Genomic DNA, 13,260 nt, shown 5'->3' with positions numbered 1-13,260 from the left:
CCGACGCGCCGTCTGCCGGGCGCCCGCCGGTCGGCGTCAGCTCTCCTGCGTCCGGCCGCGAGCCGTTGTGCTCGTCCTGAGGAACACGGTGAGGAGGACCGCGGCCACGGTGACGTGCATCAGCCCCAGCGCGACGCGGCTCGCCCACGCTGTGCCCGGCCCGGTCAGGGGCAGGAACGACACGCCGAGCGCCAGAACCGCCACGACCGCCCAGATGACACCGGCGCGCCGGGTGAAGCGTTCCAGCAGTGCGAGCAGTCCCCAGCCGAGGAGGCTGACGACCAGGGACAGCAGGATCACCGGCGGCAGGCCGATCTCCTGCGACCGGCTCCCGGAGCCGTCGGTCACGATCAGCCGGTGGCCGAAGGCCAACACGGTGACCATCCAGATGAGGGACGGGAGCACGACGGCCGCCGCGACGGCGAGCGCACGTGACCGGCGCCGGGACCGTGGCCGCGTGGGTGCGAGCATGTTCTGAGTGGTCATGGGCGCTCCTTCGGTTCGACGGCGCCGTTCAGGAACAGGTCGACGAGTTGGGCCATGTCGATCTTCGGCTGGCCGGTGGCCAGGAACCTGCCTCGTCCGAACGCCAGGCTGAGGAAGATCTCGGTCAGTGTCTCGACGGGCTGCCGCAGGCGGCCACGCTCCGGCTCGAACAGTTCGGCGAGCGCCTCGCGGGTCGGATCCGGGGGCCGGGCGCCGCTGGAGGCGGTTTCCGTGGAGCCGTCACCGGACCGGTCGTTGACTGCCGCACGGCCCCGCTGGAGTCCGGACGCCTGCAGGGCGGATATCACGGCACCCATTCGAGCCAGGTACCCGTCCAGGGTGTCGCCGGCCTCGGCGAGGCGCTCCGCCAGTGGCAGCTCCAGCGAGATGGAACGCAGCTGCTGGAGCAGGGTCGTGCTGTCCATCGCCTCGGCCACGCAGGCCTGGAGCAGCTCCTCCTTGTCCGCGAAGACCCGGAAGATCGTCGCTTCACCGATGCCCGCCGCCCGGGCGATCTGCTGGGTGGTCACCGCGTTGCCGTACTCGGCGACAAGCGGAAGCGCCGCCTGGATGATCATGCGACGACGTTGCTCGGGGGTCATGCCCGGGGCGCGCGTGCGCGGGCGGGCGGGTGGCGAGTCGTTCGTCATAGGCAGCAGATTAACGAGTGAGTGCTCACTCCGTCAAGGAGGGTTGTTTCAGCGACGAAGCGGCGAGCCGCTCTCGACCGGCGCTCGATCCGACCCTCCTAACGTCCTCGCCGAGACATCGCCGTCACCGGCGACCGACCGCGCCGTCCGTCGTGGGCCGACTCGGCCCGTGCCCTCCCGCGCCTGCCGCCGGGCCCGGCAGTTCCGCGGCCCGCGCAGGCCCTGTCCTCCATCCGCGCCCGGCCTCGTGCCGGCCTGCCGTCCGGCATCGGGTGACCGCCCGGGCCGAACAGAGAGGAGTGGCCATGTCATCGTTCGGCATCCGCGAGGTCGGTGGACGAGTCGGTGCCGTCGTCACCGGAGTCGACCTCGGTACCGAGTTGTCCGCCGAGATCTTCCGGCAGCTGCACGCCGCCTTCCTGAAGTACAAGGTGCTGGTCTTTCGCGGCCAGGACATCACCGACGCGGACCAACTCGCCTTCGCGGGCAGGTTCGGCCCGCTGACCCAGCGCCACCCGCTGATGCGTACCGCCGAGGACAATCCGCAGGTGATCCCGGTGGACGGCGAGGATCAACGGGCGAACCACTGGCACAGCGACATCAGCTTCACCGTCACCCCGTCGCTCGGCACGTCCTTGCGCAGCGTTGTGCTCCCGCCGTACGGGGGCGACACGCTGGTCGCCAACGCCGAGGCCGGGTACAGAGCACTGCCGGCCGAGCTGCGCGACGTCGCCGACCGGCTCTGGGCGGTGCACACCAACCACGCCGAGCAACCGCGACTCGGCACCGAGCGCGGCGACGAGGTGCGCAGGGCTTTCCTGGCCAAGCGGTACGAGGCGGCGCACCCCGTGGTGCGGGTGCATCCGGAGTCGGGCGAGCCGTGTCTGTTCCTCGGTGGCTTTGCCCAGCGGCTGGTCGGGATGACGCTGCGGGAGTCGCGGCCGATCATCGACGTGCTCCAGTCCTACGTCCGCCGGCCGGAGCATGTCATCCGCTGGAGCTGGCAGCTCGGTGACGTGCTGATCTTCGACAACCGCTGCACGCAGCACTACGCGGTCGACGACTACGACGATCACAAGCGCGTCCTGCACCGGGTTTCGATCACGGGGGACGTCCCGGTCGGCCTGGACGGCAAGACCAGCTATGTCGTGCAGGAGGAGCGGTGAAACCGGCGGCGGCCACCGGGCCGGGCTCCTTCCCCGCCCGGCTCCGGTCCCGCGAGCAGCTCGTCGGATACTGGGTGGCCTGCGACAACCCCGTGGGCACCGAACGCCTCGCCGGCGTCGGCTACGACTACATCGGTGTCGACGGGCAGCATGGCGTCACCGACTCCGCCGGGTGGCGCAACGCGATGCTGGCGGTCGACGCCATGGGCCGGTCGGCCGGAGTCATCCGGGTCCCTTCCGCCGCCTCCGCCACCATCGGCATCGCGCTCGACGCCGGCGCCCGCGCGGTGATTGTTCCCATGGTGGACACCGTGGAGGAGGCGGCCGGGGCGGTGCGGGCGTGCCGCCACTGGCCCACGGGCACGCGGAGCATGGGTGGGCCGGTGCGCGCCGAGTTGCGCCTCGGTTCGGTGCCGGCCGAGCTGGACGAGGCGGTGGCGTGCATCATCATGATCGAGACCGTGGCGGCGCTGCGGAACCTCGCCGCGATCTGTGCCACGCCCGGGCTCGACGCGGTCTACGTCGGGCCCGCCGACCTGACGGTCGCGCTCGGCGGGGCCTACTTCGGGGATCCCGCCGTGGCCGACGAGTTGTCCCGCGCCTTGAAAGAAATCACGGAAGCGGCCGCGCGGGTGGGCATCGCGAGTGGCATGCACTGCCCCGACGGGGCCACCGCGGCGCAGCGGCTCAAGCAAGGGTTCACCTTCGCCACCGTCTCCAGCGACATCACCCACCTCCAGGAAGCGGCGGCGCGGCATCTGGCGGCCGCGCGCGGTGCCGAGGGAGCGGACCGGTGACCCGCGCCGTGCCGGGGGTCCGGAGCCGGTACGCCGAGTCGATCGAGGACATTGTCGGGCGGACACCCGCGCTGCGGGTCCGGTTGACCGGCGTTCCGCCGGACGTTCAGGTCGTCGCCAAGCTGGAATACCTCAATCCGCTGCTGAGCGTCAAGGACCGGCCGGCGCTCTACATGATGCGGGCGGCCGAGCGGCAGGGCCGGCTCGGCCCCGGCACGACAGTTATCGAGTGCTCCTCCGGCAGCACCGGCATATCGATCGCCGCGTTCTGCGCGGTTCGCGGCCTGCGCTGCGTCATCCTCATGCCCGACGACGCCACTGCGGAACGCCGGCAGGTGTTGCGCGAGCTCGGCGCCGAGGTGGTGCTCGTACCGCACGAGGAGGGCCTGCCCGCGGCCTGGCGCCGGGCCGAGGAGCTGCAACGATCGCTGCCCGGCTCGTGGCTGGCCCACCAGGACGAGAACCCGGCGAACGTACGGGCCCACTACGAGACCACCGGACCCGAGCTGTGGCAGGCGTGCGGGGGAGATGTAGACGTCTTCGTGTGCGGGGTCGGCACCGGCGGCACGCTGACCGGTACCGCCCGGTACCTCAAGGAGCGGACGGACCCGTACGTGGTCGCCGTGGAGCCCGCCGGTTCCGCGGTGCTCTCCGGCGCCGAGGCCGGGCCGCACGCCATCCCGGGCATCGGCGCCGGCTACGTGTCGACCATCACGGATCTGTCCCTCATCGACGAGGTGATCGCCGTGTCCGACGCGGACGCGGCCCAGACCAGGCGTGAGCTGGGCCGTGCCAATGGGCTCCTGGTCGGCGTCTCCTCCGGTGCCGCGGCTCACGCCTGCCGCGTGGTGGCGCTCCGGCCGGAGTGGGCCGGCGCCACGATCGTGACCGTGTTTCCCGACACCGGCGAACGCTACCTGTCCCTCGCGCACGAGTAGGCCGTCCGCTCGGACGGGGCGTGTCCGTGCACCCGGAGGAAAGGGCCATGTGCCGTATATATGGGTATTTCAACGCGAGGCCGTCCCGCAACGAGGTCCGGGCGGTGGCCGCCCTGCAGCGGCACGGGGGCCCGGACAGCACGGGCAGCACCCACGCGCCGGGCTGGGGGGTGGGCAACAACCGGCTCGCCATCGTCGACCTCGACGGCGGCGCGCAGCCCTACGAGCTGGACGACCGGATCGCCGTCGTGTTCAACGGCGAGATCTACAACCACGACGAGCTGCGCGAGTTGCTCCGGGCCCGGGGATACGCGTTCGCCGACCGCTGCGATGGCGGCATCATCCCGGCCCTCTACGACGCGTACGGCGAGGGTTTCACCGACCTGCTCGACGGCATGTACGCCATCGCCGTCCTCGACCGGCGCGACGTGCCGACGTTGCTGCTGGTGACCGATCCCGCGGGTATGAAGCCGCTCTACTACCGGTGGGACCCGGCGGAGCGGTCGTTGTACTTCTCCTCGGAGATACCGGCGCTGCTGGGATTCCAGGCGGTCGGAACAGACCTGTGGCAGGAGGGCCTGGACGCCTACCTGGCCACCAAGACGCCATTCGGCGAACAGACCATGTTCGGTGACGTGAAGGTCCTGCCACCCGCCACCACCCTGCGGTGCGAGCTGGACGGGCAACCGCGGCTGAGAATCCGCCGCCTCTCGGAGTGCCCGCCGGTGACCTCCTTGGACACCGCGGCGCGGCTGGTGCGAGACCGGTTGACCGCCGAGGTGGGCCGCTTGCTCGTCGCGGACGTGCCGGTCGCCGTCGTCACCTCCGGAGGCCTGGACTCCAGCCTGGTCACCGCGCTGGCGGCCCGGCACCGGCCGGTGCACTCGTTCAACGTCGCCTACCGGGGCTCGTGGCCCTTCGACGAGCGAGGGTACGCCGAGCGGGTCGCGCGGTCCGCGGGCACGGTGCACCACCAGGTGGAACTCGACCCGGCGGCGTTCCCCTCGATGATCGAGGACGTCGTCTGGCACCTGGGCCAGCCCAACGCCGACCCCATCACCCTGAGCACCTACGGGCTGTTCGCCGCGGTACACGACGCCGGCTTCAAGGTCGCCCTGACCGGCGATGCCGCCGACGAGGTCTTCGGTGGGTACTCCCGGATGCGTGCGGCGGTGGCCGGCGGGTCGCGGGCGGACTGGCTCCCGCGCTACCTCGACGAGCTCGCGGTCCTGCCCGCTGCGCGCCGGTACGCGCTCTACGCCGACGAGTACCAGGCCTTCGTCCGGCACCGGTCGCCGATCCCGCCGGAAGCCCTCGACCTGCTGCACACCGGGGCGCAGACGGTGCTCGGGCGGATCCTGGCCTTCGAGCAGCGCTACCGGTTACCGGCGTACCACCTGCGCCGGGTGGACCACCTCAGCATGGCGAGCGCCGTCGAGGTGCGGCTGCCGTTCTGCCAGCCCGGCGTGCTGAGCCTCGGCCGGGCACTCGGGGACGACCTGCGTATCCGGGGCGACGCGGTCAAGCGCGCGCTGTACGGCGCCGCCCGGGGCCTGCTGCCCGACGAGGTGTTGAGCCGGCCGAAGCAACCCTTCACCCTGCCGGTGACCGCGATGCTGCGACCTGGCGAGCCGCTGTGGGAGTACGGCCGGGACGTGTTGGCGGGCTCGCGCTTGGCAGCCGGCGGACGCCTCGACCCGGTGGCGGTCGACGCGCTGTTCACGGCGCAGTCCCGGCGACCGCGGGACGAGACGGCGGTGACCATCTGGGCTCTGCTCGTGTACGAGGTCTGGCTCGACCAGTTCCAACGTGACCGACGGACCGCCGGGGTCGCGGCGGTGACGACATGATCGGGCACCTGGCGTACGCCGCGGGCAGCCCCTGCCCGACGATCGTCCTCGACGGCGACCGGCTGCCCGCCGACCAGGACGAACTGCTCGCGTACCTCGCTGCGGCCCGGGGCTACCTGTTCGCGGCCGGCGGCAGCCACGTCCTCAAGTTCGCGCTGGTTCAGCCGTCCGTACATCCCATGTTCGACCTGGACTACCGGTTTGTGCAGGCGCTGCCGGGCGCGGTGGACCGGTTCGACCTGCGCGGCTCGTGCGGGCACTCCATCCTGTCGGCGGTCCTGGCGGCCGAGCGGATGGGAATGGTGGGCAGGCTGACGGCCGACGGCCGAATCCGGGTCCACGTACGCAACAACGGCGACCACGTCGTGTGCGAGGTCGACCGGATCACCCGGGACAGCGCGGAGTTCACCGTCCACTTCGTACGTCCGGAGCCCGTCCCGGTCACCGCCCTGCTGCTGACCGGCAGCCCGCGCACCCTGCTGGACAGTGGCGGCACAAAGGCCGAGGTGTCGCTGGTCTCGGCCGGGAACCCGTACGCCTTCGTCGACGCGCGCAGCCTCGGCTTCGCCGATCCCGCCACGCTGTTCGGCCACAGTCCACAGCTGTTCGCCCGGATGACCGGGATCCGCGCGGCCGCGGCGGATCACCTGGGCTGGCCGCGGGCGGGTGCGTTCCCGAAGATCGCGGCCATCCTCCCGGCCGGCCCGGGACGGATCGCCGCGCGCGCCGTCACCGTGCCCGGCTGGCACCCCACCATCGCGCTGACCGGCGCTGTCTGCCTGGCGTCGGCCCTACGGGTACCAGGCACCGTGACCGAGCAGATCGCCCAGGCAGCCGGTGCCGTCGGCCGTCCCATCGAGATCGTCACACCCAACGGCCGGACCACGGTCACCACGGCCCTGGGGGAGGTGGGCGGCGTGGCCGCCCTCGCGTACGCCTCGGTCGCCGGCAAACGCGTCGAATTCCAGGGTTCGTTCCTGCTCGAACCTCTGGCCCGGCTGCAATTCGAGGAGGTTTCCCGATGCTTGGCGTCGTCGGTGACACCGGTATGAACAGCGAACTGTCCGCGGAGGCCGAGGAAGTGCTCCAGGTCTCGGCCGAGCGGACCGCAGTCACGGGCCGTCCGGACCCGGAGGCTCTGGCCGTGCTGCGCAGCTCCGGTCTGTTGGCCACGGCGGTTCCGGCGCGACACGGCGGCCGGGGTGGCGGCGCAGTGGAGGTCAATCGCGCGGTGCTCCGGCTCGCGGAGGCGAACCCGTCACTGGCGATCATCGCGTTCCAGCACTTCGCCGTGTGCGCGCGGATCGCCGAGTGGGGGACACAGCGGCAGCGGCGGTCCTTGCTGCCCCGCCTGGCGGACGGGTCGTGGCTGGCGGCCTCGGCGTGGAGCGAGCCCGGCGCGGGTGCCGCGAAGCGGAACCTCACCAGCACGGCCGTACGGCGCTCGGACGGCATGTGGGTGCTGGACGGCGCCAAGTCCTTCACCACCGGCGCCTCGGTGGCCGACCTCTACCTCGTCCTGGTCGGCACCGGTGAGCCGCAGGCCGGCGACACCGCGCTCTACGGTTCATCAGGCCAGTCGTTCTTCCTCGTGCGCGGCACGAACCCCGGCCTGGCCCCGGACCTGAGCCTGGACCTCGTCGGCATGCGGGGCTCCGCGACCGGCTTCGTGTCGCTTCGGCAATGCCTGGTGACCGACGACGACCGGCTCGGCCCGCCGGGCCGGGCACCTGAGATCATCGCCGGGGTTCGCGACTCCGGTGCCACTCTGGGCGCCGTGGCGGCGGGCATCGCGCGGGCGGCCCTCGCGATGGCACGCGAGCACCGGGCTCGTTGGGGCCCCGCTGCGACGCCCTCGGGTGCGCACCGGATCGCCGACCTGGCGACCCGCGTCGAGTCCATCGAGGCGATCGTCGAACGGGCGGGTGCCCGGTCGTCCGCCCAGCCAGGGCTCACCACGCTGCACAGCAAGGTCTACGCGTCGGAGGCCGCCGAGCAGGTGTGCGTCGACGTCGCCCGGATGCTCGGGTCGTCGGGCTACATGGCGGCCGCCCGGGTCAACCGGCTACTCGCGGACGCCCGTGCGGTGGCCCTCATGGGTCCCGCGAACGAGCTCTGCCGTGATCTGGTGGCGGCGGCATGGGCATGAGGGTCGATCTCGACATGGTGGTCAGCGGACGGCGGATCATCACTCCGCACGGGGTCCGGGCCGGGCACCTGCTGATCAGGGCGGGCACCATCGCCGGCGTCGAGGACAGCACCGCCGTCGTGCCGCCGGGTGTGCCGGTGCTGGAGGCCGGCGACGACTACGTCCTACCCGGGCTGATCGACTCGCACGTCCACTTCCGTACCCCCGGCCTGACGCACAAGGAGGACTGGGCGCATGGCAGCCGCGCCGCCGCAGCGGGCGGCGTCACCACCGTCATCGACATGCCGAACACCCTGCCGCCCACGCTCAGCGAAGAGGCGGTGTACGCGAAGGCGCGGCTGGTCGCGGGACAGTCGCTGGTCGACCACCGGTTCCACATCGGCGTGGACCCACAGCGCCCGGAGCTGCTCGCCGGACTCGACCCGACGGTGGCCACCAGTGCGAAGATCTTCATGGCGGGCCACCACACCGCGCCGACCGTGCTCGACGATCCCGGCCGGCTCGAGCATGCCTTCGCGGCGGCGGCCCGGGGCGGCGTGCGGCTCGTGCTGCACGCCGAGGACGGCGGGCTGTTCGCGTTGCTCGACCGGTGGTGGGGGGAGCCCCGCAACTATCTCGACTACGAGCCCCGGCGCCCGCGCACCGCGGCCATCGCGGCGGTCGCCCGGGTGGTGGAGCTGGTGCGTCGGTACGGCACCAAGGCCCACATCCTGCACCTGTCCAGCGCCGAGGAAGCCGATCTGGTGTGCGCCGCCGGGGCCGCCGGCCTGCCGCTCACATTCGAGGTGACCGGCCACCACCTGTCCTTCACCCGCGCTGACGCGCGCCGCCTCGGCGCGCGCACCCGGCTGTCGCCCGCGATCCGGGACCAGGCCGACCAGGACCGGCTGTGGGAGGCGGTGCGCACCGGCCAGGCGGCCAGTGTCGGCAGCGACCACGCCCCGCACACCGTCCGGGAGAAGACCCGTTCGGTCCGCGACTCGCCCCCCGGCCTGCCCGGAGTCCAGGAACTGGCCGTCGCCGTCTGGACCGGCATGCGCCGACGCTGGCCCGATGAGGACCCGGACGTGGCCGCCGTGCGGCTGGCGCGCCTGCTCGCGAGTGCCCCGGCCGAGCTGTTCGGTCTGCCAGGCAAAGGGCGGCTGGAGACCGGCGCCGACGCGGACTTCGTGCTGCTGGAGCCGGACGTCACCTGGATGCTGTCGGCGCCGCAGACGTGGTCCAAGTGCGGATGGTCGGCGTACGAGGGCTGGACGATGACGGGCCGCGTGCGCCGCACCGTACGCCGGGGCGAGGTGATCTGGGACGCCGAGACCGGCTCGTTCGGCCGGCCCGAGGGGAGGTGGCTGCGGTGACGACGGCGAGGACGGCCGTGGTGGCCGGCGGCGGGATCGGCGGGCTCGCCACGGCCTCCGCTCTGGGCCGCTGCGGCTGGTCGGTGACGGTGCTCGAGCGTGCCGGGCAGCCGGCGGCCACCGGCGGCGGTCTGATGCTTCACCCCAATGGCGTCGCGGCAGCCGACGCGATCAGTCCGCGCCTGGGCGAACGCCTGCGCCGCATCGGTCACGTCGTGCGCCCCGGCGAGACGCGTCTGCTGATGGACGCGACCGGCCGGGTGCTCGCCCGGGAGCCGATAGGTGACGTGTGCCGGCGCCTGGGCCGCCCGATGATCGCGGTGATGCGTGTCGCGTTGCACCGCGCGCTCGCCGACGAGGCGTGCGCCGCAGGCGTCCGCGTCGAGCTCGGTACGACCGTGCACGGCCACACCACGCGGGCCGGGCGGGTGTCGGTGCGCGCCGACGACCGCGTCCTCGAGGCCGATCTGCTGGTGGGCGCCGACGGGCTCCGGTCGGTCGTACGCGCCATGGTCGTCGGGGACGGCGCGCCGCTGTACCGCGGATACACGTCGGTGCGCGGGCGGGCGACCCTGCCGCCGGACCGGCCACAGAGCTTCGTGGTCAACGGCATTGGGCTGCAACTGTTCACCGCTCCCGTGGGCGGCGGCAGGTGCTACTGGACGGCGAAGATCAGTGCGTCGCCGGCCGAGTGGCCGGCGCGTGGACCGGCCGGTGCGCACGCGGCCCTGCTGCACCTGATGCACGACTGGTGTCCGTCCGTCCTGCGGATGGTGGCCGACTCGCCGGTCGACGAGATCACGGTGACCGACATTCGCGACCGGGACCCGGTGGACCGCTGGTCGGACGGGCAGGTCGTGCTGCTCGGCGACGCGGCCCATCCGATGGTGCCCGCGCTGGGGCAGGGCGCGAACCTGGCGTTGGAGGACGCCGCGGTGCTGGCCGCCGCGACGGGCGCCACGAGCGACGTCGCGGCCGCCGTGCGGGCGTACGAGAACGCGCGGGTCGGACGTGCCGCCGCGGTGGTGCTCGAGTCGCGTCGTCAGGGCGAGTTCGACCAGGGCGCCGGAGCCCGGCAGGCCCGCAGGCGCGATGACGTCATGAGACGTCGCGGCAGGAAGGACGCCGCTGCCCTGTCGTTCATGGACTGGCAGCCCGTGGGGCTGCCCCTCACAGGAGGTGTGCCGCGATGACCACGCCGCTCGTCGTCATGGTCAGCGGGTCGCTGCGACCCGGTTCCACATCGGAACGCGTCGCCGAATGGTGCGCACGGGAGTGCGCCGCGTACGGGGCCCGGACGATTGTCTTCCCCGGGGCCGCGCTGCAGTTCCCGTTCTATCGGCCGGGGCTGTCGCGCACCCACGCCGGGGCCCGGGAGTTCCTCGACGCCCTCGGCCGAGCGGACGGTGTCGTGCTCGTCTCGCCGGCATACCACGGCACCGTCTCGGGCCTGCTCAAGAACGCCCTCGACTACGTCAACGACCTCGACGGCCCGCGACCCTTCCTCGACGGACGGCCGGTGGGCTGCGTGGCGGTCGGCGCCGGCGCCCAGGGTGCCGTGTCGACCCTGGCGACCCTACGGACCGTGTGCCACGCCCTGCGCGCGTGGCCCACGCCGCTCGGTGTGACCGTGACCGACCCGCATGCGTTCGACGCTCAGCAGACCGAGGCGGACCCGGAATGCCGTACCCGGATGAGTGCGCTGCTGGCCCAGGTGCTGGCGATGAGCCGGTTCACCGCCAGGGCGGCGGCCGAACCCCTGCCCGCGCGTACCTGAACAGTACCGGAAAAAGGAGACACGATGACCACCTCCCCAGCTCCCAGAACGGACTTCACGGCCGGGCTGATCTGGCGGGACGCCAACGTGCGTACCGGCCCGTCGCTCACCAGCGAGATCGTCGAGGTGCTCCTGCCCGACGGCGTCACCCGTCACCGCGCCGACGGCTGGACGGTCGGCGAGACGGTGGTGGAAGGCAGCATCGTCAGCGATGTATGGCTCCGGCTTGGTCCCGGACGGTGGTGCAGCGCGGTCAACTTCGACCAGGAGATCGTGGCCGCCCTGCCGCGTGAGGCGCGGATCTGAGCGCCACATCGATCGAAATTCCGGAATTCTTTAGAATGGGGGTACAGCGCTGTGTGCAAGGCGGCTAACATTTCGTCACCAGGGCGTCCGCATCGCCGACCGTCGTTCGCCGGATCGGAGGAGCTGTGAGGACCATCGCGCAGACGCGTCCGTGCGCGGCCGTCGGCTCGCCCGGCCTGCTGCGACTGCTCGCCGAGGACCTGAGGACCGTCGTGGAGCGAGACCCTGCCACGCGCAACGCCCTGGAGGCGTTGCTGCACCCAGCGCTTCCGGCAGTGTGGACGCACCGGGTGGCCCACCCCCTCCACCGCCGCGGCCGTCGGCTGTCCGCCCGACTGCTGATGCTCCTCGCGCGGGCGTTCACCGGCACGGAGATCCATCCCGGTGCCGTCCTCGGCCGCCGGGTCTTCATCGACCACGGAGCCGGGGTCGTGATCGGCGAGACCGCCGTCGTGGGCGACGACGTCACCATCTACCACCAGGTGACACTCGGCGCAGTCGGGTGGTGGCGCGACCGGCGACGAAGCGCCGGCGAACGGCGGCATCCGGTGGTCGGCGACCGGGTCGTGCTCGGCACCAACGCCACCGTGCTGGGGCCGGTGACCGTGGGACACGACGCCGTCATCGGTGCGCAGGCCCTGGTCATCGACGACGTCTCGTCGCACAGCCGGGCGCTGGCCCCCGCCGCTGCCGTCTCGCTACGCGACGGCAGGAGCCACGCCGTAGCCCTGCTGCGACACACCGCCTCGGCAGGTTGCTGGTGAGCACCCACGTGACCACCCGGCCGGCCGGAAGCCGTATCGCGGCCGGGATAGAGGATCTCATCGGTGGCACCCCCCTGCTGCGGCTGCCCGTTGCGCACGCGGCCCCGGGCGCCGACCTGCTGGCCAAACTCGAGTTCACCAACCCGCTCGCCAGCGTCAAGGACCGGACCGCGCTGTGGATGCTGCGCGGCGCCGAAGCCGCGGGCCTGCTCCGGCCGGGTCACGGTACGGTGATCGAGGCGACGTCGGGCAACACCGGCATCGCCCTCGCCGCCCTCTGCGCCGCCCGGGGTTACCGGTGCGTGATCGTCATGCCGGACAGCGCGACCAGGGAGAGGATCGGACTGCTGCTGGCGCTCGGCGCCGAGGTTGTCCTCACCCCGCGCGACGAGCGGTACCAGGGCGCCATCGACCGGGCCATGCAGCTGCACCGAGACACCCCCGGATCGTGGTTCCCGCGGCAGCACGAGAACGCCGACAACGTACGCGCGCATCGCGAGAGCACCGGTCCGGAGATCTGGGCGGACACCGGCGGCCGGGTCGACCTGCTCGTTTGTGGCATCGGCACGGGCGGCACCCTGTGCGGGGCGGCGGCCTATCTCAAGGAGCGCAATCCCCGTCTGCGTGCGGTGGCGGTCGAGCCGGCCACGTCGCCGCTGCTGTCCGGCGGTTCCCCCGGGACCCATGCCATACCAGGCATGAACGGCGGCTTCGTCGCGGACACCACCGACCGGAGCATCATCGACGAGGTGCTGACCGTCACCGACGAGGAGGCGCTGACCACGGCGCAGTGGCTGGCCCGGCGGGTCGGCCTCCTGACGGGGGTCTCGTCGGGTGCCGCGGTCCACGCCGCCTCGCGCCTGGCCCGGCGTCCGGAGAACGCCGGTCGCACCATCGTCACCGTGCTGCCCGACACCGGAGAGCGCTACCTGAGCATCTGGGCGGACGACGAAGCCGCCGGCGCCGGCGACAGAACGCTCGTGCCGCCGGTACGAGAACCACTCTCATCGGGGGAGGACTGA

At 72.4% G+C, this 13,260-nt stretch carries 14 protein-coding genes; 12 read left to right on the top strand and 2 right to left on the bottom strand.

Annotated features, from left to right (window positions below):
- Positions 1-36: 36 nt before the first annotated feature.
- Positions 37-486, bottom strand: a complete 450-nt coding sequence (locus ABGB16_RS16915; protein ID WP_347669018.1) for a DUF6069 family protein — start codon at positions 484-486, stop codon at positions 37-39.
- Positions 483-1,136, bottom strand: coding sequence for a TetR/AcrR family transcriptional regulator (locus ABGB16_RS16910; protein WP_347669017.1), 654 nt, complete (start codon positions 1,134-1,136; stop codon positions 483-485). The genes ABGB16_RS16915 and ABGB16_RS16910 overlap by 4 nt, the downstream gene beginning before the upstream one ends.
- A 305-nt stretch (positions 1,137-1,441) precedes the next feature.
- Between ABGB16_RS16910 and ABGB16_RS16905 the strand changes: the two genes are divergently transcribed.
- From ABGB16_RS16905 to cysK, 12 genes are all read left to right on the top strand, one after another.
- Positions 1,442-2,302 (top strand): TauD/TfdA family dioxygenase, encoded by an 861-nt coding sequence (locus tag ABGB16_RS16905; protein WP_347669016.1) that lies wholly within the window; start codon positions 1,442-1,444, stop codon positions 2,300-2,302.
- Positions 2,299-3,099 (top strand): aldolase/citrate lyase family protein, encoded by an 801-nt coding sequence (locus tag ABGB16_RS16900; protein ID WP_347669015.1) that lies wholly within the window; start codon positions 2,299-2,301, stop codon positions 3,097-3,099. Before ABGB16_RS16905 ends, ABGB16_RS16900 begins: the two co-directional genes overlap by 4 nt.
- Positions 3,096-4,037 (top strand): cysteine synthase family protein, encoded by a 942-nt coding sequence (locus ABGB16_RS16895; protein ID WP_347669014.1) that lies wholly within the window; start codon positions 3,096-3,098, stop codon positions 4,035-4,037. Before ABGB16_RS16900 ends, ABGB16_RS16895 begins: the two co-directional genes overlap by 4 nt.
- 20 nt (positions 4,038-4,057) lie before the next feature.
- A complete protein-coding gene (gene asnB, locus ABGB16_RS16890; RefSeq protein WP_347669013.1) occupies positions 4,058-5,887 on the top strand; it encodes an asparagine synthase (glutamine-hydrolyzing) in 1,830 nt (609 codons plus the stop codon).
- The gene (locus ABGB16_RS16885; RefSeq protein WP_347669012.1) at positions 5,884-6,939 is read left to right on the top strand and encodes a PrpF domain-containing protein; all 1,056 of its coding nucleotides are present in this window, start codon (positions 5,884-5,886) and stop codon (positions 6,937-6,939) included. Before asnB ends, ABGB16_RS16885 begins: the two co-directional genes overlap by 4 nt.
- A complete protein-coding gene (locus tag ABGB16_RS16880) occupies positions 6,909-8,036 on the top strand; it encodes an acyl-CoA dehydrogenase family protein (RefSeq protein ID WP_347669011.1) in 1,128 nt (375 codons plus the stop codon). The genes ABGB16_RS16885 and ABGB16_RS16880 overlap by 31 nt, the downstream gene beginning before the upstream one ends.
- Positions 8,033-9,391, top strand: a complete 1,359-nt coding sequence (locus tag ABGB16_RS16875; RefSeq protein WP_347669010.1) for a dihydroorotase family protein — start codon at positions 8,033-8,035, stop codon at positions 9,389-9,391. The genes ABGB16_RS16880 and ABGB16_RS16875 overlap by 4 nt, the downstream gene beginning before the upstream one ends.
- Positions 9,388-10,584, top strand: coding sequence for an FAD-dependent monooxygenase (locus ABGB16_RS16870; protein ID WP_347669009.1), 1,197 nt, complete (start codon positions 9,388-9,390; stop codon positions 10,582-10,584). The genes ABGB16_RS16875 and ABGB16_RS16870 overlap by 4 nt, the downstream gene beginning before the upstream one ends.
- On the top strand, positions 10,581-11,168 hold the full coding sequence (locus ABGB16_RS16865; protein WP_347669008.1) for an NAD(P)H-dependent oxidoreductase: 588 nt from the start codon (positions 10,581-10,583) through the stop codon (positions 11,166-11,168). Before ABGB16_RS16870 ends, ABGB16_RS16865 begins: the two co-directional genes overlap by 4 nt.
- A 24-nt stretch (positions 11,169-11,192) precedes the next feature.
- Positions 11,193-11,474, top strand: coding sequence for a hypothetical protein (locus ABGB16_RS16860; protein ID WP_347669007.1), 282 nt, complete (start codon positions 11,193-11,195; stop codon positions 11,472-11,474).
- Positions 11,475-11,599: 125 nt separating this feature from the next.
- The gene (gene epsC, locus ABGB16_RS16855; RefSeq protein WP_347669006.1) at positions 11,600-12,238 is read left to right on the top strand and encodes a serine O-acetyltransferase EpsC; all 639 of its coding nucleotides are present in this window, start codon (positions 11,600-11,602) and stop codon (positions 12,236-12,238) included.
- Positions 12,235-13,260, top strand: coding sequence for a cysteine synthase A (cysK, locus tag ABGB16_RS16850; RefSeq protein WP_347669005.1), 1,026 nt, complete (start codon positions 12,235-12,237; stop codon positions 13,258-13,260). Before epsC ends, cysK begins: the two co-directional genes overlap by 4 nt.

Origin of the sequence: Micromonospora sp. B11E3, from assembly GCF_039871625.1 — a bacterium.
In the GTDB taxonomy this organism is placed as follows: domain Bacteria; phylum Actinomycetota; class Actinomycetes; order Mycobacteriales; family Micromonosporaceae; genus Micromonospora.
This window is presented reverse-complemented; position numbering and strand designations above follow the sequence as displayed.

What these genes read in the sequence shown, in the direction of transcription:
- ABGB16_RS16915 (WP_347669018.1), bottom strand. Translation starts at nt 486, where the DNA reads ATGACCACTCAGAACATGCTCGCACCCACGCGGCCACGGTCCCGGCGC.
- ABGB16_RS16910 (WP_347669017.1), bottom strand. Translation starts at nt 1,136, where the DNA reads ATGACGAACGACTCGCCACCCGCCCGCCCGCGCACGCGCGCCCCGGGC.
- ABGB16_RS16905 (WP_347669016.1), top strand. Translation starts at nt 1,442, where the DNA reads ATGTCATCGTTCGGCATCCGCGAGGTCGGTGGACGAGTCGGTGCCGTC.
- ABGB16_RS16885 (WP_347669012.1), top strand. Translation starts at nt 5,884, where the DNA reads ATGATCGGGCACCTGGCGTACGCCGCGGGCAGCCCCTGCCCGACGATC.
- ABGB16_RS16880 (WP_347669011.1), top strand. Translation starts at nt 6,909, where the DNA reads ATGCTTGGCGTCGTCGGTGACACCGGTATGAACAGCGAACTGTCCGCG.
- ABGB16_RS16875 (WP_347669010.1), top strand. Translation starts at nt 8,033, where the DNA reads ATGAGGGTCGATCTCGACATGGTGGTCAGCGGACGGCGGATCATCACT.
- ABGB16_RS16865 (WP_347669008.1), top strand. Translation starts at nt 10,581, where the DNA reads ATGACCACGCCGCTCGTCGTCATGGTCAGCGGGTCGCTGCGACCCGGT.
- ABGB16_RS16860 (WP_347669007.1), top strand. Translation starts at nt 11,193, where the DNA reads ATGACCACCTCCCCAGCTCCCAGAACGGACTTCACGGCCGGGCTGATC.